Source organism: Halomonas garicola (assembly GCF_055382465.1).
Map to the genome: position 1 here is coordinate 564,322 of NZ_AP043931.1, position 18,473 is coordinate 582,794.

The 18,473-nt window shown below is 66.3% G+C and carries 17 protein-coding genes; 13 read left to right on the top strand and 4 right to left on the bottom strand.

What is annotated here, in order from left to right:
- Positions 1-156: 156 nt before the first annotated feature.
- Positions 157-771 carry a TetR/AcrR family transcriptional regulator gene (locus ACZ46Y_RS03005; protein WP_311954841.1) on the top strand — a complete coding sequence of 205 codons (615 nt, stop codon included), beginning with the start codon at positions 157-159 and terminating at the stop codon, positions 769-771.
- Positions 772-797: 26 nt separating this feature from the next.
- Positions 798-1,451, top strand: coding sequence for a 1-acyl-sn-glycerol-3-phosphate acyltransferase (locus ACZ46Y_RS03010; RefSeq protein ID WP_311954889.1), 654 nt, complete (start codon positions 798-800; stop codon positions 1,449-1,451).
- Here the strand turns inward: ACZ46Y_RS03010 and ACZ46Y_RS03015 are convergent.
- Positions 1,448-2,713 carry an HlyC/CorC family transporter gene (locus tag ACZ46Y_RS03015; RefSeq protein WP_311954840.1) on the bottom strand — a complete coding sequence of 422 codons (1,266 nt, stop codon included), beginning with the start codon at positions 2,711-2,713 and terminating at the stop codon, positions 1,448-1,450. The genes ACZ46Y_RS03010 and ACZ46Y_RS03015 overlap by 4 nt on opposite strands.
- A 104-nt stretch (positions 2,714-2,817) precedes the next feature.
- Complete coding sequence (locus ACZ46Y_RS03020) at positions 2,818-3,615, bottom strand: cytochrome C assembly family protein (RefSeq protein WP_311954839.1); 798 nt, start codon at positions 3,613-3,615, stop codon at positions 2,818-2,820.
- A 237-nt stretch (positions 3,616-3,852) separates the two neighbouring features.
- Here ACZ46Y_RS03020 and ffh point away from each other — a divergent pair, with 237 nt between their 5' ends.
- The 11 genes from ffh (at position 3,853) to ACZ46Y_RS03075 (ending at position 15,287) form a co-directional block, all read left to right on the top strand.
- On the top strand, positions 3,853-5,313 hold the full coding sequence (ffh, locus tag ACZ46Y_RS03025; protein ID WP_311954838.1) for a signal recognition particle protein: 1,461 nt from the start codon (positions 3,853-3,855) through the stop codon (positions 5,311-5,313).
- A 203-nt stretch (positions 5,314-5,516) separates the two neighbouring features.
- A complete protein-coding gene (gene rpsP / locus ACZ46Y_RS03030; protein ID WP_311954837.1) occupies positions 5,517-5,765 on the top strand; it encodes a 30S ribosomal protein S16 in 249 nt (82 codons plus the stop codon).
- 32 nt (positions 5,766-5,797) lie between these two features.
- Positions 5,798-6,367: a ribosome maturation factor RimM gene (rimM, locus tag ACZ46Y_RS03035; protein WP_311954836.1), complete on the top strand. Its 570-nt coding sequence runs from the start codon at positions 5,798-5,800 to the stop codon at positions 6,365-6,367.
- A gap of 2 nt (positions 6,368-6,369) precedes the next feature.
- The gene (trmD, locus tag ACZ46Y_RS03040) at positions 6,370-7,155 is read left to right on the top strand and encodes a tRNA (guanosine(37)-N1)-methyltransferase TrmD (RefSeq protein ID WP_311954835.1); all 786 of its coding nucleotides are present in this window, start codon (positions 6,370-6,372) and stop codon (positions 7,153-7,155) included.
- Between the two features lie 181 nt (positions 7,156-7,336).
- Positions 7,337-7,690: a 50S ribosomal protein L19 gene (gene rplS / locus ACZ46Y_RS03045; RefSeq protein WP_311954834.1), complete on the top strand. Its 354-nt coding sequence runs from the start codon at positions 7,337-7,339 to the stop codon at positions 7,688-7,690.
- Positions 7,691-7,807: 117 nt separating this feature from the next.
- Complete coding sequence (gene xerD / locus ACZ46Y_RS03050; RefSeq protein WP_311954833.1) at positions 7,808-8,689, top strand: site-specific tyrosine recombinase XerD; 882 nt, start codon at positions 7,808-7,810, stop codon at positions 8,687-8,689.
- 6 nt (positions 8,690-8,695) lie between these two features.
- Positions 8,696-9,430 (top strand): DsbC family protein, encoded by a 735-nt coding sequence (locus ACZ46Y_RS03055; protein ID WP_311954832.1) that lies wholly within the window; start codon positions 8,696-8,698, stop codon positions 9,428-9,430.
- 107 nt (positions 9,431-9,537) lie between these two features.
- On the top strand, positions 9,538-10,854 hold the full coding sequence (locus tag ACZ46Y_RS03060; RefSeq protein WP_311954831.1) for a homoserine dehydrogenase: 1,317 nt from the start codon (positions 9,538-9,540) through the stop codon (positions 10,852-10,854).
- Positions 10,855-10,858: 4 nt separating this feature from the next.
- Positions 10,859-12,247, top strand: coding sequence for a threonine synthase (gene thrC / locus ACZ46Y_RS03065; RefSeq protein WP_311954830.1), 1,389 nt, complete (start codon positions 10,859-10,861; stop codon positions 12,245-12,247).
- Positions 12,247-14,043 carry a single-stranded-DNA-specific exonuclease RecJ gene (locus ACZ46Y_RS03070; RefSeq protein WP_311954829.1) on the top strand — a complete coding sequence of 599 codons (1,797 nt, stop codon included), beginning with the start codon at positions 12,247-12,249 and terminating at the stop codon, positions 14,041-14,043. Before thrC ends, ACZ46Y_RS03070 begins: the two co-directional genes overlap by 1 nt.
- 47 nt (positions 14,044-14,090) lie before the next feature.
- Positions 14,091-15,287, top strand: coding sequence for an MFS transporter (locus tag ACZ46Y_RS03075; protein ID WP_311954828.1), 1,197 nt, complete (start codon positions 14,091-14,093; stop codon positions 15,285-15,287).
- Positions 15,288-15,428: 141 nt separating this feature from the next.
- Here the strand turns inward: ACZ46Y_RS03075 and ACZ46Y_RS03080 are convergent, their stop codons facing one another.
- Together ACZ46Y_RS03080 and ACZ46Y_RS03085 are read right to left on the bottom strand one after the other, a co-directional pair.
- Positions 15,429-18,035, bottom strand: coding sequence for a heavy metal translocating P-type ATPase (locus ACZ46Y_RS03080; RefSeq protein ID WP_311954827.1), 2,607 nt, complete (start codon positions 18,033-18,035; stop codon positions 15,429-15,431).
- Positions 18,032-18,445, bottom strand: coding sequence for a MerR family transcriptional regulator (locus tag ACZ46Y_RS03085; RefSeq protein ID WP_311954826.1), 414 nt, complete (start codon positions 18,443-18,445; stop codon positions 18,032-18,034). The genes ACZ46Y_RS03080 and ACZ46Y_RS03085 overlap by 4 nt, the downstream gene beginning before the upstream one ends.
- Positions 18,446-18,473 lie beyond the last annotated feature (28 nt).

Consider the following 18,473-nt stretch of genomic DNA (forward strand, 5'->3'; position numbering starts at 1 on the left):
CGCGGTTAGGCGGTAAAGCGACTCGAAAACGCTGTTCGATCTGGGGTATCCTAAGCCCTCGTTCGTCCGTGTTAAAGCGCAAACGCCAGAGCACGGATCAACGTGCCGGTTTCGCCGTTGTCGCCAACGCCCTTACGCCAACCCGATGAGATTGCCATGGCCCGTCCAAGACAGCATGCGCCCGATACCCTCCATGCGCAGGTGATGGCGGTCTGCGATAGCTGGTTAGCCTCCCGGCCGGTTCACGATTTGTCGCTGCGTGCCATTGCCCGGGAAGTCGGCTGCGCGCCGAGTACGCTGCTCAAGCTGTACGGCAGTTTTCACAACCTCTTGCAGTACGTCAACGTCGAAACCCTGTCGCGGCTGCAATATATCATCAGCAACCTCAAAACCGACGCGCCGGAGCCCTGGCTGCGCTCGCTGGCCCATGCCTACTGGCAGTTTTCCGCCGAGGACTGCTTCCGCTGGCAGCTGCTGTTTGACTATCCGCTGGCCGACGGCGGCGAGCTCGACCAGCGCCAGAGCGGGCTGATTGAGGCGCTGTTCGTCGAGGTGGAAACCTGCCTGCGCAACTTCCAGCCGGCGCTTGGCGAGCTCGAGGCGCGCCAGCTGGGGCGCATGCTGTGGGGCAGCGTCCACGGCCTGGTGCAGCTCGGGCTCAACGAGCGGCTGGGCTACTGGCAGGGCGAGCAGCTCAAGATCGACGAGCTGCTGGACCAGCTGCTGACCACGGTACTGGCCGGGCTGCGCGATCGGGGGCCGGCCGAGTGACACCCAGGCCGCGAAGACAGCGCCTGGTGGTGCGCCGACTCATCCGCTACGTGATCCTGGCGCTGGTGCGGCTTTGCTATCGGCTGACGGTGCGCGGCCGCCGGCACGTGCCCCGCCAAGGGGCGGCGCTTCTGGTGTGCAACCACGTAAGCTACATGGACGCGCTGGTGCTGGGCGGCGCCTGCTCGCGCCCGCTGCGCTTTGTCATGGATCAGCCAATCTACGACTCGCCCTGGCTCAAGTGGCTGTTCCTGCTGGTGGGGGCGATTCCCATCGAGTCCGAGCGGCGCAACCCCGGCTCCTTGCGCCGGGCGCTGGACGACATCAGCGAGGCGCTCGCCAACGGCGAAGTGGTCATGGTGTTTCCCGAGGGGAAGCTGACCACCGACGGCGAGGTGCAGACGTTTCGCCGCGGGCTGGAGACGATTCTGGCGCGCAATACGGTGCCGGTGATCCCGGCAGGGCTTGCCGGCCTCTGGGGCTCCTGGACGTCGCACTGCGGCGGGCCGGCGCTGAGCCACCCCCCCGGGCGCTTTCGCGCTCGGGTCAGCCTGCATTTTGGCGAGCCGGTTGATCCTCAGGCGGTGCAGAACGAGGCGCTGTGCCGCTATTTTGAAGCCCGGGTGCGCGTGCTCAAGGCCGGCGCCGACGAGGAGATCCGCCGCGGCGGGGTCGACTAGCGCCGCGCCGGCTGCCAGCAGCGCGCCGCGGTGATCAGGTTGCCGCGGATGTCGATGATTTCCAGCCGCACGCTGCCAATCTGCAGGCTGGCTGGGCCCTGGGGAAACGACTCCAGGTGCTCAAGGATCAGCCCGTTGAGCGTCTTGGGGCCGTTGGTGGGCAGATCCCAGCCCAGCGCCTTGTTGACCTCGCGGATGTTGGCGGTGCCTTCGATGATGTGGCTGCCGTCGTCCTGGGGGTAGATCTCCCGGGCCTCGGACACGTCGGTGGTGAACTCCCCCACGATCTCTTCGAGAATATCCTCAAGCGTCGCCAGCCCCTTCACGTCGCCGTACTCGTCCACCACGATGCCGATGCGGCGCTTTTGCTGCTGGAAATTGAGCATCTGGGTATGCAGCGGAGTGGACTCGGGAATGAAGTAGGGCTCCCGCGCCTCCTGGACAATCGCCGCCTTGGTGATTTCGGCGCGCGATAGAAAGCGCGCGGCGTTGCGCAGGTGCAGCATGCCGATGATGTTGTTGATGTCGCCCTTGTAGACCGGCAGGCGGGTGTGCTGGCTGGTGCGGATCTGGGTCAGGATGGCCTTGAGGCTGTGATCAAGATCGATACCGATGACCTCGTGGCGGGGCACCATGATGTCGTTCACGGTGACGTTTTCCAGATCGAGAATCGACAGCAGCATCGCCTGGTGGCGGTAGGGAATCAGCGTGCCGGCTTCGTGGACCACGGTGCGCAGCTCCTCCTGGGTGAGACTGTCGCCGCCGCCGTCCACGCGCTTGACGCCGACCAGTCGCAAAAGGCCGTTGGAAATCATGTTGACCAGCCACACCAGCGGGTAGAGCAGCTTGAGCAGCGGCTCGAGTACGTAAGACGCCGGATAGGCAATGCGCTCGGGGCGGATCGCGGCGTAGGTCTTGGGCGTGACCTCGGAAAAAATCAGGATGGCAATGGTCAGAAGCGCGGTGGCTATGGCCGGCCCCGAGACTTCGCCGAAAAAATGGATGGCGATGATGGTGGCGATGGAGGCCGCCAGGTTGTTGATGAAGTTGTTGCCGATCAGGATCATGCCGATCAGCCGGTCCGGGCGCGCGAGCAGGCGAACAACGCGACGGGCGCGGCTATCGCCGGCGCTGGCGTGGTGGCTCAGGCGGTAGCGGTTGATCGACATCATGCCGGTTTCGGAGCTTGAGAAAAACGCCGATAGCAGGATCAGCAGCGCCAGCAGGCCGAACAGTAACCCCAGAGGGAAGTCGTCGTTCAAGTGGAAGGTTCCTCTGTCGCCGTTTCAGGGTCGCGTTTCAAGCTTGATTGTTAAAAGCCCCGCTGCGGGGTGTCAAGCAAGGTATCAAGGCGGGAGTCAGCGGCTCAGGGGGTGAGCAGGATTTCAAGGACGAACTTGCTGCCGAAGTAGGCGAGCAGCAAAAAGCCGCAGCCCCAGAGCGTCCACTTCACCGCCCGCATGCCCCGCCAGCCGAAGCGATAGCGGCCGGTCAGCAGCACCGCCAGCACGCCCCAGGCGACAAAGGAAAGCACGGTCTTGTGCACCAGGTGCTGGGCAAACATGTTGTCGATGAAGATCAGGCCGCTGACGATGGAGATGCTGAGCAGCACCATGCCGGCCCAGATCAGCTCAAACAGCACCCGCTCCATGGTGGTTAGCGGCGGCAGCGACTGGACGATGCCGCGGATATGGTGATGGCGCAGCGCCTGGTTCTGCAGCCCCACCAGCACCGCCTGGGCCGCGGCGATGGCAAGCACGGCAAAGGCTAGCGTCGAGGTGACGATGTGCAGCAGGATGCCCGACGTAATGTCGCCCTGAATGCCGTGGCTTGGCAGCCCCGCGGCGAGCACCAGCGCCACCCCGGCCAGCGGAAAAAGCGCAATGCCGGCGTTGAGCACCGGCTTGAACAGGCTGGCGACCAGCACCACGTTGGCGGCCACCGCCATGAACAGCGCCACGCTGGTGGTAAAGCCGGGCAGAAAGCCGGGCGTGCGGCTCAGCAGTTCGATAATCGCGGGGATGTGCAAAAGCAGCGCCACCACGGCCAGCAGGCGGACAATGCCCTGGCGCGGGGGCACCCGACGCAGAAGCGTCATGCCCTGCCAAATGGCGGCAGCGAGATAGAGAACAAGAGCAATCGTGGCGAAAGGCAGCGCCTGCATGATGCCATCCGTGCGCTCGGTGGCGCAGTGTAGTGGGAACGAAAGGGACAACCGCTGCGCCGCGCGGGCAATCATAGAGGTATGCCGCCAGCTTACGGTAACTGATCGCCTACTATAACGAATCCTTGCAGTCTCGCACAGCGGTGGCGGATGGAGACTCGCGGCGCCAGCGCGTATAATGGCCGCCATCTTGTCCAGGGCGCTTGCGTCTGGTGACCAAAAGGGGGACTAACGCCCATGTTTGAAAATCTTAGCGACCGTCTATCGCAGACGCTGAAGTCGATCAAGGGTCAGGCGCGCCTGACCGACGATAACATCAAGGATACCCTGCGCGAGGTGCGCCGCGCGCTGCTGGAGGCCGACGTCGCCCTGCCGGTAGTCAAGGCCTTTGTCGACCGCGTGCGCGAGCGGGCGGTGGGCCAGGAAGTGTCGAAAAGCCTCTCGCCGGGCCAGCAGTTCGTCAAGATCGTCCAGCAGGAGCTGGAAGCGATCATGGGCGAGGCCAACGAGAGCCTGGTGCTCAAGGGCCAGCCGGCCTCGGTGCTGATGGCCGGCCTCCAGGGCGCGGGTAAAACCACCTCGGTGGCCAAGCTGGCGCGCTTTCTGCGCGAGCGCGAAAAGAAAAAGGTGCTGGTGGTGTCCGCCGACGTTTACCGGCCCGCCGCCATCGACCAGCTGGAGACGCTAGCGAAGGAAGTTGAGGTGGACTTCTTCCCTTCGGACTCCGGGCAAAAGCCGGTGGATATCGTCAAGGCGGCGATGCACCACGCCAAAATCCAGTTCCACGACGTCGTGCTGATCGACACCGCCGGCCGGCTGGCCGTCGATGAAGCGATGATGGAAGAGATCCGGGCGCTGCACCAGGCGGTGACACCGGACGAAACCCTGTTCGTGGTCGACGCCATGACCGGCCAGGACGCGGTGAACACCGCCAAGGCCTTCCACGAGGCGCTGCCGCTTTCCGGCGTGGTGCTGACCAAGGCCGACGGCGATGCCCGGGGCGGGGCGGCGCTGTCGGTGCGCCACATTACCGGCAAGCCGATCAAGTTCATGGGCATGGGCGAGAAGGTCGACGCACTGGAGCCGTTCCACCCTGACCGGGTGGCGTCGCGGATCCTTGGCATGGGCGACATGCTCTCGCTGATCGAGGAAGCCGAGCGCACCGTCGACAAGGACAAGGCCGAAAAGCTCGCCAAGAAGGTCAAGAAGGGCAGCGGCTTTGATCTGGAAGATTTCCGCGAGCAGCTCCAGCAGCTCAAGAAAATGGGCGGCATGGGCGGTCTGATGAGCAAGCTGCCGGGTATGGGGCAGATGGCCGAAATGGCCCAGGGCCCGGGGCCGGAAAAGGAGCTTGGCAAGCTGGAGTCGCTGATCAACTCGATGACGCCCAAGGAGCGCCACAAGCCCGAGATCATCAACGGCTCGCGCAAGCGGCGCATCGCCGCCGGCGCCGGGCTGCAGGTGCCGGACCTCAACCGCCTGCTCAAGCAGCACAAGCAGATGCAGAAAATGATGAAAAAGGCCGGCAAGAAAGGCGGCATGCAGAAGATGATGCGCGGCATGGGCGGCGGTGGCAGCATGCCCGGAGGTATGGGCGGCCCCGGTGGCATGGGCGGCCCCGGAGGCATGGGCGGTCCTGGCGGCATGGGTGGCCCCGGCGGCATGGGCGGCGGCCCGGGCGGTGTACCCCGGCGCTGACGCTGCCGGCTTTTCGCCGCGCAGGCTTTCCAAAACCGGCGCGGTTACGTAGAATGCGGCCTCTTCATGCGTGGGTGATGCGCTTTGGCGCCGCCCGTGAAGGCGTTAACAAGCACTTATATCCCGACAGAGCGCGCGTGTCCGGTACGGGCATACCCCGCGGCGGCGCGCTCTAGTCACCTCAACCGAAGGATATTGTTCGTATGGTTACCATTCGTTTGGCACGCAGCGGCGCCAAAAAGCGTCCTTTTTATCACCTGTCCGTGACCGATTCGCGTCGCGCGCGCGACGGCCGCTTCATCGAGCGCGTGGGCTTTTTCAACCCCGTCGCCCGGGGCCAGGAAGAGCGTCTGCGCATCGATCTGGACCGCATCTCCTACTGGCAGGGCCACGGCGCGCAGCTGTCCGACCGCGTGGCCGAGCTGGTCAAGGAAGCCGGCAAGCAGGCCTGAGGGCGCTGCCGTGCTGTTAGGTGAGGTGCTTGATGTCTGATCCCGCGCGCCCTACATCCCCGTCCGACGCAAGTCGCGTGGCATCGGAGGACTGCGTGGTGCTGGGCCAGCTGACAAGCCCCCACGGTATTCAGGGGTGGCTTAAGGTGTACGCCTACACCAGCCCCGCTGACAGCATTTTTGACTACCCCGAATGGTGGGTGCGAAAAGGCGGTCGCCTTTTATGCTACCGCGTCATTCAGGGGCGCCGGCAGGGCAAGGGGCTGGCGGTTCAGCTTGACGGCGTGAATGATCGCAGCGCGGCAGAAGCGCTGGTGGACGCAGACATCGTCATGCCCAAGGACGCGCTCCCCGAGCTTGCCGACGACGAGTACTACTGGCACGAGCTTGAGGGCCTTGCGGTCTTCACCCGTGCCGGCGAACGGCTGGGGCGGGTTGCCGGCCTGTTCGAGACCGGCGCCAACGATGTCATGATGGTGCGCGGCGACCGCGACGCCATTGATCGGCGCGAACGCCTGCTGCCGTATCTGCCCGGTGACGTTATCACCGCAGTGGATCTGGACGCCGGCGAGATGCACGTCGACTGGGATCCGGACTTTTGACGTTGGCTAATGCCGCAGCGCCGGGCCTATGGGTCGGCGTAGTGTCATTGTTCCCCGAGATGTTCGGCGCCCTGACCGGCCACGGCGTGACCGGCCGGGCGGTGGAAAAGGGCCGGCTGGCGCTTGAGTACTGGAACCCCCGGGACTACGCTACCGACCGCCATCGCAGCGTCGATGACCGCCCCTACGGCGGCGGCCCGGGAATGTTAATGAAGGTCGACACCCTGCGCGGCGCCATTGCCGATGCCCGCGCCCGCGCCGAAGAGGCCACCGGCCTTGCGCCGACGGTGATCTACCTCTCGCCCCAGGGCAAGAAGCTCGACCAGCAGGGCGTGCAGGCGCTGGCCGCCCAAAGCCCGCTGGTGGTAGTGGCGGGGCGCTACGAGGGCATCGACGAGCGCGTGGTCGAGCGTGACATCGACGAGGAATGGTCGATCGGCGACTATGTGCTGAGCGGCGGCGAGCTGCCGGCCATGGTGCTGATTGACGCGGCGGCAAGGCTGATCCCCGGGGTGCTCGGGCATCAGGACTCCGCCGTCGAGGATTCATTCAACCAGGGGCTTTTGGACTGCCCGCACTACACGCGCCCGGAAGTGATCGACGGCGCGCGCGTGCCCGAAGTGCTGCTAAGCGGTGACCACGAAGCCATCAGGCGCTGGCGGCTGAAGCAGTCGCTCGGGCGTACCTGGCTGCGGCGACCGGAGTTGGTCGACCGGCAGACCCTGGAGAAAGCGCAGCGCCGGCTGCTGGATGAATTCATCGAAGAGAACGCGTTGTCCCCCCGCTAGACGGTTGGCCAGCTAAACGGCCGGCCGGAGGGGGCGCGCGGCGGTGCAGGGCGAAGGCCGGTAGCCACGCACCTGCGTCACCCATGACGACTCCCGCGCACTCGCATCGAGCGCCGGGATCACGGTTTGCCCACCCACAGCAGTACGCGGCAGGCCACCACGACATATCAGGAGCAAGACGATGAGCAAGAACAAGGTGATCCAGGCGCTTGAAGCCGAGCAGATGGAAAAGGAAATGCCGGCCTTTGCCCCGGGGGATACCATCTCCGTGCAGGTCAAGGTAAAAGAAGGCAGCCGCGAGCGCCTGCAAGCGTTTGAAGGCGTGGTGATTGGCAAGCGCAACCGCGGCCTGAACTCCGCTTTCACCGTGCGCAAGGTCTCCCACGGCGTTGGCGTCGAGCGTACCTTCCAGACCTACAGCCCGCTGGTGGATTCCATCCACGTCAAGCGCCGCGGTGACGTGCGTCAGGCCAAGCTCTACTACCTCCGCGAGCGCAGCGGCAAGTCCGCGCGCATCAAGGAAAAGCTGGCGTAAGCCCGCCTTTCGCCAAGCCTTCGGGCCGCTTGATGACCCCGTCACCGCTTTGCGGGGCGGGGTTTTGCTTGTCTGCCCGCCTGGGGCATGACTCCCCCAAGCCAAAGGCCGGTGCCCATGGATCTGATTGATGCCTTCCTCGATGCCCAGTGGCTGGAGCGCGGCGCCAGCGAGCATACCCTGGCCGCCTACCGGCGCGACCTGACGGCGTGGTGCCGGGTGCTGAACGACGCCGAAGAGTCCCTGAGGGCGCCGCCGCCGGAGAGGCTGGTGGCGTGGTTCGAGGCGCGCAGCGCCGAAGGCTACCAGCTGCGCAGCAACGCCCGTCTGCTTTCGACCCTGCGCAGTTTTTACCGCTGGGCGCGGCTGACCGGGCAGGTAGCAAGCGATCCGCTGGCGGGCATTCGCCTGCCGCCGGTGCGGCCGGGCCTGCCCAACGTGCTCGACGAAGACGAAGTCGAGCGGCTCATGGCCGCCCCGGACACCGGCGCGCCGCTTGGGCTGCGCGATCGCACCATGCTGGAGTTGCTCTATGCCTGTGGCCTGCGCGTCTCCGAGCTTGTAGGCTTGAGCGTTGACGCCGTGAACCTGCGCCAGGGGGTTGTGCGGGTGCGCGGCAAGGGCGACAAGGACCGGTTGGTGCCGCTGGGCGCCGAGGCCGCCCACTGGCTTGAGCGCTACATCGACGCCGCGCGGCCGGCGCTGATGCAGGACGTCACGCGCCCGGCGCTGTTTCCCGGGCGCGGCGATAAAAGCATGACGCGCCAGACGTTCTGGCACCGCATCAAGGCCCATGCGCTGCGCGCGGGCATCGCCACGCCGCTGTCGCCGCACACCCTGCGCCACGCTTTCGCCACGCATTTATTGAATCATGGCGCCAATCTGCGTGTCGTACAGCTGCTGCTGGGGCATAGCGACTTGTCCACCACGCAGATTTACACGCACGTTGCCCAGGCGCGTCTTGAGCAGCTGCACGCTGAACACCATCCACGAGGTTGAACGATAATGGGTCGACATTTTCTTTTCCGTCTGGCGTTTGCCGGCGCGCTGCTCCCAGGACTTGCCGCCGCTGCCCCCGCGCCCGATACGCTGACCGATTCGCTGCGCATCAACGGCCAGAAGGTGCCGGTGGAAAGCGTAAGCGACACGCCGCTGGACGGCATTTACCACGTTGAGCTCAAAGGCGGTGAGTCGTTTTACGCCAACGCCGACGGCAGCTACTTCGTGGTAGGCGATCTGTACCATAACGAGGGCGACAAGCTCACCAACCTCAGCGAGCAGGAAAAAAACCAGGAGCGCGCCGAGGCGCTGGCGGACGTGCCGGACAGCGAACGCGCGATCTATCGCGGCGTGGATGAGCCGCGCGCCACCGTCACGGTGTTTACCGACACCAGCTGCCCGTACTGCACCCGGCTGCACGAAAGCATCCCCGAGCTCAACGAGCGCGGCATTGAGGTCGACTACCTGGCCTTTCCGCGGGGCGGCATGCAAAGCGCGGCGGCCCGGGTCATGCAGCAGGCCTGGTGCAGCGACAACGTAAGCGAGGCGCTCAGCCAGGCGTTTGACGATGAAACGCTCAGCGCCGGTGCCGGCTGCGACAATCCGGTGGCCAAGCAGCACCAGCTGGGCCTGGAGCTCGGGGTGAAAGGCACCCCGGCGATCGTTCTGCCCGACGGCACCATGGTGCCGGGCTTTGTGCCGCCCGAGCGGCTGGCCGCCATGCTGGGGCTTGACAGCTAGCCAGGCCCTGGGCCACAGCGCTAACCAAACGCAACGTGACATCATGCTGACTGCACCGGTCGATGGCCTTATCAGGCGCCGGTGCGCAACAAAAAAGGGGATTTATTGTGAAACCGGTGAGAGTAGGCATCTGTGGTCTGGGCACCGTGGGCGGTGGCACCTTCAACGTACTGACGCGCAACGCCGAGGATATTGCGCGCCGGGCGGGCCGGCCGATTGTGGTGGAGCAGGTCGGGCATCGCAGCATTCATCCGGACTGCGACATCACCGGTATCAAGGCCACCGGCGACGTCTTTGAAGTGGCCGCCAACCCTGACATCGACGTCATTGTCGAGCTCATCGGCGGCTACGACCTCGCCCGAGAGCTGGTGCTCACCGCGATTGAGAACGGCAAGCACGTGGTCACCGCGAACAAAGCGCTGATCGCCGTTCACGGCAACGAGATATTCCAGGCCGCTCACGAGAAGGGCGTTATCGTCGCCTTCGAAGCGGCCGTCGCCGGCGGCATTCCGGTGATCAAGTCGCTGCGCGAAGGCCTGGGCGCCAACCGCATCGAGTGGGTAGCCGGCATCATCAACGGCACCGGCAACTACATCCTCACCCACATGCGCGACGAAGGCCGCGCCTTTGAGGACGTGCTCGCCGAGGCTCAGGCGCTGGGCTACGCCGAAGCCGACCCCACCTTCGACGTCGAAGGCATCGACGCTGCGCACAAGCTGACCATCATGGCTTCCATCGCCTACGGCGTACCGCTGCAGTTTGACAAGGCCTACACCGAAGGCATCGGCCGCATTACCGCTGAAGACGTCGAGCAGGCCGATAACCTGGGCTACATGATCAAGCACCTGGGGATCGCCAAGCGCACCGATAACGGCCTGGAGCTGCGCGTGCACCCCACGCTTGTGCCCAAGGAGCGCCTGCTGGCCAACGTTAGCGGCGTGAAAAACGCCATTGCGGTGATGGGCGACGCCGTCGGCCCGACGCTTTACTACGGCGCCGGCGCCGGCGCCGAGCCCACGGCCTCGGCGGTGATTGCGGACATTCTCGACGTCGCCCGCGACATCAACACCGCGCACCCGTACCGCGTGCCGTACCTTGCCTTCAGCGGCGTCAATGAAGACATGGACGCCCCGGCGATCATGCCCATGGAAGAGATCACCACGGCCTACTACCTGCGCCTGCTGGCGGTGGACCGCCCCGGCGTGCTGGCCCGGGTGGCGACGATCCTTGCCGAGCACGGCATCTCCATCGAGGCGCTGATCCAGAAGGAAATCACCGAAGGCGAGCTGGTGCCGATCATCATGATGACCCACCGCACCAAGGAGCGGCAGATGAACGACGCCATCCGCGAGATCGAGTCCATGGCCGATATCGCCGGCGCGGTTACCCGTATCCGGGTGGAGAGCCTGGACGAAGGAGAATAACGCCATGCGCTATATCAGCACCCGGGGCGAGGCCCCGGCGCTCTCCTTCGAGGAGGTCGTGCTCACCGGCATGGCAAGCGACGGCGGCCTCTACGTGCCGGAAACGCTGCCGTCGTTTACCCGTGACGCTCTGGCCGACATGGCCGGGCTGTCCTACGCCGACATTGCCTTTCGCGTGATCAAGCCCTTCGTCGGCGGTGAAATCGACGACACCACCCTGCACCAGCTGGTGGCGGAGGCCTATGCTACCTTCAGCCACGACGCGGTGGTGCCGCTCAGGCAGCTGGACGCCAACCACTTCCTGCTCGAGCAGTTCCACGGGCCCACGCTTGCGTTCAAGGACGTCGCCCTGCAGCTGCTCGGCCGTATCCTCGATCACTTTCTCAAAAAGCGCGGTGAGCGCGCGGTGATCATGGGTGCAACGTCCGGGGATACCGGCTCGGCGGCGATCGAGGGCTGCCGCCACTGCGACAACCTCGATATCTTCATCCTGCACCCGCACCGCCGCGTGTCGGAAGTGCAGCGCCGCCAGATGACCACGGTGCTGGCGGACAACGTCTTCAACGTCGCCATCGAGGGCAACTTCGACGACGCCCAGGCCATGGTGAAGGCAAGCTTCGCCGATCAGACGTTCCTCAACGGCACCCGGCTGGTGGCGGTGAACTCGATCAACTGGGCGCGCATCATGGCGCAGATGGTCTACTACGTCGCCGCCGGCGTCGCCCTGGGCGCGCCCCGCCGCGAGGTGAGCTTCTGCGTGCCCTCGGCCAACTTCGGCAACGTCTTTGCCGGCTATATGGCCTACAAGATGGGGCTGCCGGTGAAGCAGTTCATCGTTGCCACCAACGCCAACGACATTCTGCACCGCACCCTTGCCGACAACGACTTCTCCAAGCGCGAGCTGGCGGCGACCCTGGCGCCGTCCATGGACATCGTGGTGTCGTCGAACTTCGAGCGCCTGCTGTTTGACGCCTACGACCGCGACGGCCGCGCGGTGGCCGCGCTGCTGGAGCGCTTCCAGCACGAGCCCGCGGCCCTTGCCGACGCGCCCCTGGCCAAGCTGCGCCAGAAGTTCTCAAGCCACAGCGTGGACGACGCCACGATCCTTGAGGTCATCCGCGAGGCCCACCGGCGCACCGGCGAGCTGCTCGACCCGCACACCGCCACCGGCTACCGCGCCGCCGAGCGCGCCCGGGCGGACGCCGCCACGCCGATGATTACGCTTGCCACCGCGCACCCGGCCAAGTTTGCCGACGCCGTGATCGAGGCCGGCTTCCCCGGCGTTGAGCTGCCGCCGCACATGGAAGGTCTGCTCGAGCGCGAAGAGCGCTTCGCGGTGCTGCCCGCCGAGCTTGCCGCCGTGCAGCGCTTCGTTGCGGAAAACCGCCGCTGATGAGCGTACTGGCAGAGCTACCCCAGAGCATGGCCCGGCCGCGCCTGGAGCCGCGACCCCAGGACCCGGACGTCTACGCCCGGGCGAAGGCCGAAGGGCTCACCGCGCTTCAGGCCCGGCTTCTGGCCTCGCGGCTGCCGGGCTACGCCGAGCCGCTGGGCCCGCTGGTGACCCCGGGGCTGCGCTATCTGGCGCACCCGGAAAAGCTCGCCGACGGCCGCCGGGCTGCCGAGCGCATCGCCCAGGCGGTGACCGAAGGCGAGCACATCGGCATTCTTACCGACTACGACGTCGACGGCATTACCTCCCACGTGGTGATCCGGCGCACTTTGGTTGAGCTGTTTGGCGTGCCGGAAAGCAAGCTCCACAGCCTGATCGGCCACCGCATTCACGACGGCTACGGCATCAGCCTGCCGCTTGTCGAGCGCACGCTGAACCTGACGCCGCGGCCGACGCTTGTGATCACCGCCGACTGCGGCAGCTCCGACGAGCCGCGCATTGCGCGCCTGGCGGCGGAAGGCATCGACGTGGTGGTCAGCGACCACCACGCCCTGCCCGAAGAGGGGCCGCCGGCCTCGGCCTACGCCTGCGTGAATCCCACCCGCAGCGACTGCGACTACCCCGATGCCACCATCGCCGGCTGCATGGTCGCCTGGCTTGTGGTGTCGCTTGCCCGTGGAGTGCTCATCGAATGGGGCGCGCTACCGGCCGCCACGCCCAAGCTCTCGCCCTGGCTATCGTACGTGGCGCTGGGCACCGTGGCCGACTGCGTGTCGCTCGGCGCAAGCCCGGCCAACCGCGCGGTGGTTACCCAAGGGCTCAAGCTGATCAACCGCATGGAGGCGCCGTGCTTTCGCGCCATGGCCGAGCGGCTGGGACCGGACAGCGTGCCGTTCGACGCCGAAACCCTGGCGTTTCAAATGGGCCCGCGCATCAACGCCCGCTCGCGCCTGGACGACCCCTACGCCGCGCTGCACTTCATGCTCGCCGAAAGCGACGCCGTGGCGGCCCGCCAGCTTGGCATCCTTGAAGACGACAACCAGTCGCGCAAGGCCATCGAGGCGGAGATGGCCGCCGAGGCCCGGACGCTTGCCGCCGAGTCGCTCGCCGCCGATGAAAAAGCCATCGTGGTGTTTGTCGAAGACGGCCACCCGGGAGTGCAAGGCATCGTTGGCTCGCGGCTGGTGCAGGCCTACGGCCGCCCGGCGCTGGTGCTCACCCGGGCATCGGCGCCGGGCATGCTCACCGGCTCCGGGCGCTCGATTGACGGCCTGCACCTGCGCGACGCGCTCCAGCGCACCTTTGAGCTCGCCCCCGAGGCGCTGCCGCGCTTTGGCGGGCACAGCGGCGCGGCGGGCATCGGCCTGCCCGAAGAGCGGCTGGCCGAGTTCAAGGCGGCGTTTTTGCGCGCGGTGGAAGAGCAGCTGGGCGATGCGCCGCTTTATCCCAGGCTCTGGACCGACGGCGAGCTTGAGGCCGGCCAGCTGGACCTTGCCACCCTTGGCGAGCTGGAGGCGCTCGGCCCCTACGGGCGCGAGTTCGACCCGCCGCTGTTTGAAGGGCGCTTTATCGTCGACTCCCTGCGCCCGGTGGGCGCCGACGGCACCCACCTGATGATGGAGCTTTCTGCTGGCCCCATCACGCTCAAGGCCATCTGGTTTCGCGCGCTGACTCCCGGGGAGCTTCCGGCTTTCGCCATGGGCGATACCCTGCACTGCGCCTACAAGCTCAACCGCAACCGTTTCCGCGGCCGCGAGAGCCTGCAGCTGATGGTCGAGCACGCCGAGCCGCTTTGAGCTCCCACGGTGCCAAGCGACGTATTGACTGACTCAAGGACCGGCTGATGCCCGTATTGTCGAATACTCATGCGCCGTCGCCGCTGGCCTTTCTGGGCCCGGCGTTTGCCTTTCTGGCGGTGATGCTGGGCACCACGCTGCCCACGCCGCTGTACCCGATCTATCAGGCCGAATACGGCTTTTCCCAGCTGGTGATCACGGTGATTTTTGCCGTCTACGCCATCGGCGTGATCGGCGCGCTGGTGGTGACCGGGCGCTGGTCCGATCAGCTGGGCCGCCGGCCAATGCTGCTGGCGGGGATGCTGATCGCGGCGGCGAGCGACCTGGTGTTTCTGGTCGGCGATAGTCTGGGCATGCTGCTTGCGGGGCGAATGATCTCGGGGGTGTCGGCGGGGATTTTTACCGGCACCGCAACGGTGGCGGTGATCGAGCTTGCCCCCGAGGCGTGGAAGCCCAGAGCAACCCTGGCCGCTACCGCGGTTAACATGGGCGGGCTGGGGCTTGGCCCGCTGGTTGCCGGCATATTGGTGACCTGGCTGCCGGCGCCGCTTGCGCTCTCCTACGCGCTGCACCTGGCGCTGCTGGCCGTCGGTATGCTGCTGGTCTGGCGCGCGCCGGAGACCGTGGCCCGCAAGGCATCTTTGGACCTGCGCGTGCAGCGCCTGCGCATTCCGCCCCAGGTGCGCCGGGTGTTTGTGCCCGCCGCGCTGGTGGGCTTTGCCGGCTTCGCCGTGCTCGGGTTTTTCAACTCCATGGCGCCGGCCTTCATGCAGGAAGTGCTGGGCGAGCCGAACCTGGCGCTCATTGGCCTGGTGGTGTGCCTGGTGTTTATCGCCTCGACGGTGGGGCAGTCGCTGCAGGGACGGGTGGCGCCCCAGTGGCGGCTGCCGCTTGGGTGCATGACGCTGCTGATCGGTGCTTCGCTGATCGGCGCGGGGATTTTTGCCGCCAGCATGGCGACGTTTTGCGGCGGCGCGCTGCTGGCCGGCACCGGCCAGGGAATCGGCTTTCGCGCCGGCATGGGGGCCATTGCGGCGGCTTCGCCGGCGGACCAGCGCGGCGCGGTGACGTCGGCGTTTTTTGTCGTCGCCTACGTGGCGCTGTCGATCCCGGTGGTGGGCATCGGCCTTGCCACCAGCCGTTTGGGGCTGGTGGCCACCGGCACCGGGTTTGCCGGGCTGGCCGCGCTCCTGTGCGGCGTGGCGCTGGTGCTGGTGCTGCGCATCCCGCGTGGCGATACCTGACCCCTTCAGCGTGAAGTTGCTTTGCGAGCGATTTTTACCCCGCCGTGGTCGCCCTGACCGCGGCCTATGTCGATTGGCTCAGCCAGAACCAGTAGACGATAAAGCCGATCAGGCCAAGGCCTGCAAGGTTAACGATGACGTTCATGCGGCCTCCTTCTGTTCCCGAGTCTCGGTGCCGTTGCCGGTGCTGCCGTCGGCAGCGCCTTGGCTAGCGGCGCTTTCCTCGCCGCGCGGGGTGAACAGCCGCAGGCGGTTGGCGTTGCTCACCACGGTGATCGACGAAAGCGACATGGCGGCACCGGCGATCATCGGCGAGAGCAGCATGCCGGTCAGCGGGTAGAACACCCCGGCGGCAATGGGAATGCACAGGGCGTTGTAGCCAAAGGCCCCGGCCAGGTTCTGCTTGATGTTGGTAAGCGTGGCCTGGCTGAGCTCGATCGCCGTGGCGACGCCGTGCAGCGAGCCGCGCATCAGCGTCATGCCCGCGCTTTCAATCGCCACGTCGGTGCCCTGGCCGATGGCAAAGCCGACGTTGGCCCGGGCCAGCGCCGGGGCGTCGTTGATGCCGTCGCCGACCATGCCGACGATGTGGCCTTCCTTTTGCAGCCGCTCGATTTCCTCGTGCTTGTCCTCGGGCTTGAGGCCGGCGCGGCAGTCCTCAATGCCCACTTCGTCGCCCACGGCGCGGGCGGTGTGGCGATTGTCCCCGGTGAGCATGATCACGTGCAGGCCGTCATCCTTAAGCCTTGCAATGGCGCTTTTGGCATCGTTGCGCACCGGGTCGCTGATGCCGAACAGCGCGGCGAGCTCGCCGCCCACGGCAAGGTAGACGATAGTGCGCGCCTTGTGCTCGAGCGCCCGGGCGCTGTCGCTGCCGGCACTGAGGTCAATGCCTGAGTCTTCCAGCAGCCGGGCGTTGCCCAGCAAGAGCTCGCCCTCATCGCTTTGGGCCTTGACGCCGCCGCCGGTAACGCTGTCAAAGTCGCAGATGGCGGCGGCTTCGGCGCCTTTTTCTTCCTGGCAGTAGCTGAGCAGGGCGGTGGCCAGCGGGTGCTCGGAGCCTTGCTCAAGTGCGGCAACCAGCCCGAGGACTTGCTGCTCGTTGCCGGCGCGGCCTGTATCAAGTACTTCCGCCTCGGTGACGCGGGGGTTGCCTTCGGTCAGGGTGCCGGTTTTATCCACCACCAGCGCGGTGAGCTTGCTTGCGGTTTGCAGCGCTTCGCCGTTTCTCACCAGCACGCCGTGCTCGGCGGCCTTGCCCACGCCGATCATGGTGGAAATCGGCGTGGCCAGCCCCAGCGCGCAGGGGCAGGCGATGATCAGCACCGAGGTGGCCGCCACCAGCATGTGGATCACCCGCTCGTCCGTGCCGAAGTTGAACCAGGCAAGAGCGGTGAGTACGGCGATGATCATCACCGAGGGCACAAAGACGCTTGAGACCCGATCGGCCAGATCGCCGATGGGCGGGCGCGAGCCCTGAGCGCTTGCCACCTGCTGGGTAATTTGTCCCAGGCGGGTATTGTCGCCCACCCGGGTGGCGCGGTAGACCAGCCCGCCCTTGCCGTTGACCGTACCGGCGCTGACCTCACTGCCTTCGTTCTTGGCCACGGGAATTGGCTCGCCGGTGAGCATGGACTCGTCGATGTGGCTCTGGCCTTCGGTGACGTCGCCGTCCACCGGCAGGCGCTCGCCCGGGCGCACGCGGATATGATCGCCTTCCTGCACGGCGTCGATATCGACTTCCTGCTCCTCGCCGTCGCGGATCACTCGGGCGGTGCGGGTCTGCAGGTCCAGCAGGCGCTTGAGCGCGTCGCTGGTGCGTCCCCGGGCCTTGAGCTCCATGGCGTTGCCCAGAAGGATCAGCCCGATGACCATGGCCGAAGCTTCAAAATAGATCCCTCGGGCGGCTTCGGGGAGCCAGGGGCCCAGCAGCACCACGACCATGGAATAAAGCCAGGCGGTGCCGGTCCCCATGGCCACCAGGGTATCCATGTTGGCCTGGTGGCGCTGGGCGTTTTTCCACGCGCTGGTGAAAAAGTGCCGGCCGGGAAAGGCCATGATGGCCAGGGTCAGCGCGCCGATCACCAGCCAGTAAAGCCGTCCGCCGCCGACCGGGTCGGGGTGGTAGACAAACATGCTGGCCATGAGCGGCACGGCCAGGGCCAGGGAAGCGATGCTGCCCCTGAGGCGCTTTTTGTAGTCCCGAGCTTCCTGCTCCGCCCGGGTGATTTCGGCGTCGCGCACGTTCACTATCGGCTCGGCGTCGTAGCCGACGCCCTGGACGGCATCGATCAGCGCGCTTTCTTCGGCGCTGCCCGTCACCTCGGCGGTGTGGGTGCCGAAGTTGACCGCGGCCGAAGTCACGCCCGGAGTGCGCTCGAGCGCCTGTTGCACGGTTTTCACGCAGCTGGCGCAGGTCATGCCGCTGACCGCCAGGCGCGTTGTCGCGCCGTCGGCGGATTTCCCGTGGCTGTCGGCAGTGCCGGCGGCGTCCTTGGCCGGCGCTTCGGCGCGATCAGCGTCGCTGGCCACAGGGACATCAGGGTCGCCGGGCGGAAAGCCGGCGTCCGCCAGGGCGCGGTCGAGAGCGTCACCGTCAAGGGCGGCGGTCACGTCCAGGCGCTTTTCGGCCGGGGTGCCGACCACCTCGGCGCAGTCATCGTGGGCCTCAATAGCCTCACGCATGCGCTTGACGCAGCCCTGGCAGTTCATGCCGGGCACGTAGCGCGTTAGTGTTTGCGACTTCATGGCGTCTCCTCGGGAAAGCTTTCGATCAGGCGGCATACGCTGTGGCCGTCCGGGGTGCCGTCGGGCATATCCTGCCAGCTGACAAGGGCCGCCTCCATGCGCGTGGCCAGGGCCTCGAGCTCGGCGATGCGGGCGCGGATGCGCGGCAGGCGCGAGGCCAGCAGGTCGCGCACCAGCGGGCAGGGCGAGTCGCCCTGGTCGGCGTGGGCCAGGATGTCGCGGATTTCCGCGACGCTGAAGCCCAGCATACGCGCCCGCTGGATGAAGCCCAGGCGTTCAAGATCGTAGTCGTTGAACAGCTGATAGCCGTTATCCGGATGACGCTCGGGCGAAAGCAACCCCTCGCGCACGTAGTGGCGCACGGTTTCGGCGGTAACGTCCGCCCTGCGGGCAAGTTCGCTGACTTTCACTGGCGTTCCTCCTGGCGGCATCAAGCTA

What these genes read in the sequence shown, in the direction of transcription:
- ffh (WP_311954838.1), top strand. Translation starts at nt 3,853, where the DNA reads ATGTTTGAAAATCTTAGCGACCGTCTATCGCAGACGCTGAAGTCGATC.
- rimM (WP_311954836.1), top strand. Translation starts at nt 5,798, where the DNA reads ATGTCTGATCCCGCGCGCCCTACATCCCCGTCCGACGCAAGTCGCGTG.
- rpsP (WP_311954837.1), top strand. Translation starts at nt 5,517, where the DNA reads ATGGTTACCATTCGTTTGGCACGCAGCGGCGCCAAAAAGCGTCCTTTT.
- ACZ46Y_RS03005 (WP_311954841.1), top strand. Translation starts at nt 157, where the DNA reads ATGGCCCGTCCAAGACAGCATGCGCCCGATACCCTCCATGCGCAGGTG.
- ACZ46Y_RS03055 (WP_311954832.1), top strand. Translation starts at nt 8,696, where the DNA reads ATGGGTCGACATTTTCTTTTCCGTCTGGCGTTTGCCGGCGCGCTGCTC.
- thrC (WP_311954830.1), top strand. Translation starts at nt 10,859, where the DNA reads ATGCGCTATATCAGCACCCGGGGCGAGGCCCCGGCGCTCTCCTTCGAG.
- ACZ46Y_RS03075 (WP_311954828.1), top strand. Translation starts at nt 14,091, where the DNA reads ATGCCCGTATTGTCGAATACTCATGCGCCGTCGCCGCTGGCCTTTCTG.
- xerD (WP_311954833.1), top strand. Translation starts at nt 7,808, where the DNA reads ATGGATCTGATTGATGCCTTCCTCGATGCCCAGTGGCTGGAGCGCGGC.
- ACZ46Y_RS03070 (WP_311954829.1), top strand. Translation starts at nt 12,247, where the DNA reads ATGAGCGTACTGGCAGAGCTACCCCAGAGCATGGCCCGGCCGCGCCTG.
- ACZ46Y_RS03080 (WP_311954827.1), bottom strand. Translation starts at nt 18,035, where the DNA reads ATGAAGTCGCAAACACTAACGCGCTACGTGCCCGGCATGAACTGCCAG.
- ACZ46Y_RS03020 (WP_311954839.1), bottom strand. Translation starts at nt 3,615, where the DNA reads ATGCAGGCGCTGCCTTTCGCCACGATTGCTCTTGTTCTCTATCTCGCT.
- rplS (WP_311954834.1), top strand. Translation starts at nt 7,337, where the DNA reads ATGAGCAAGAACAAGGTGATCCAGGCGCTTGAAGCCGAGCAGATGGAA.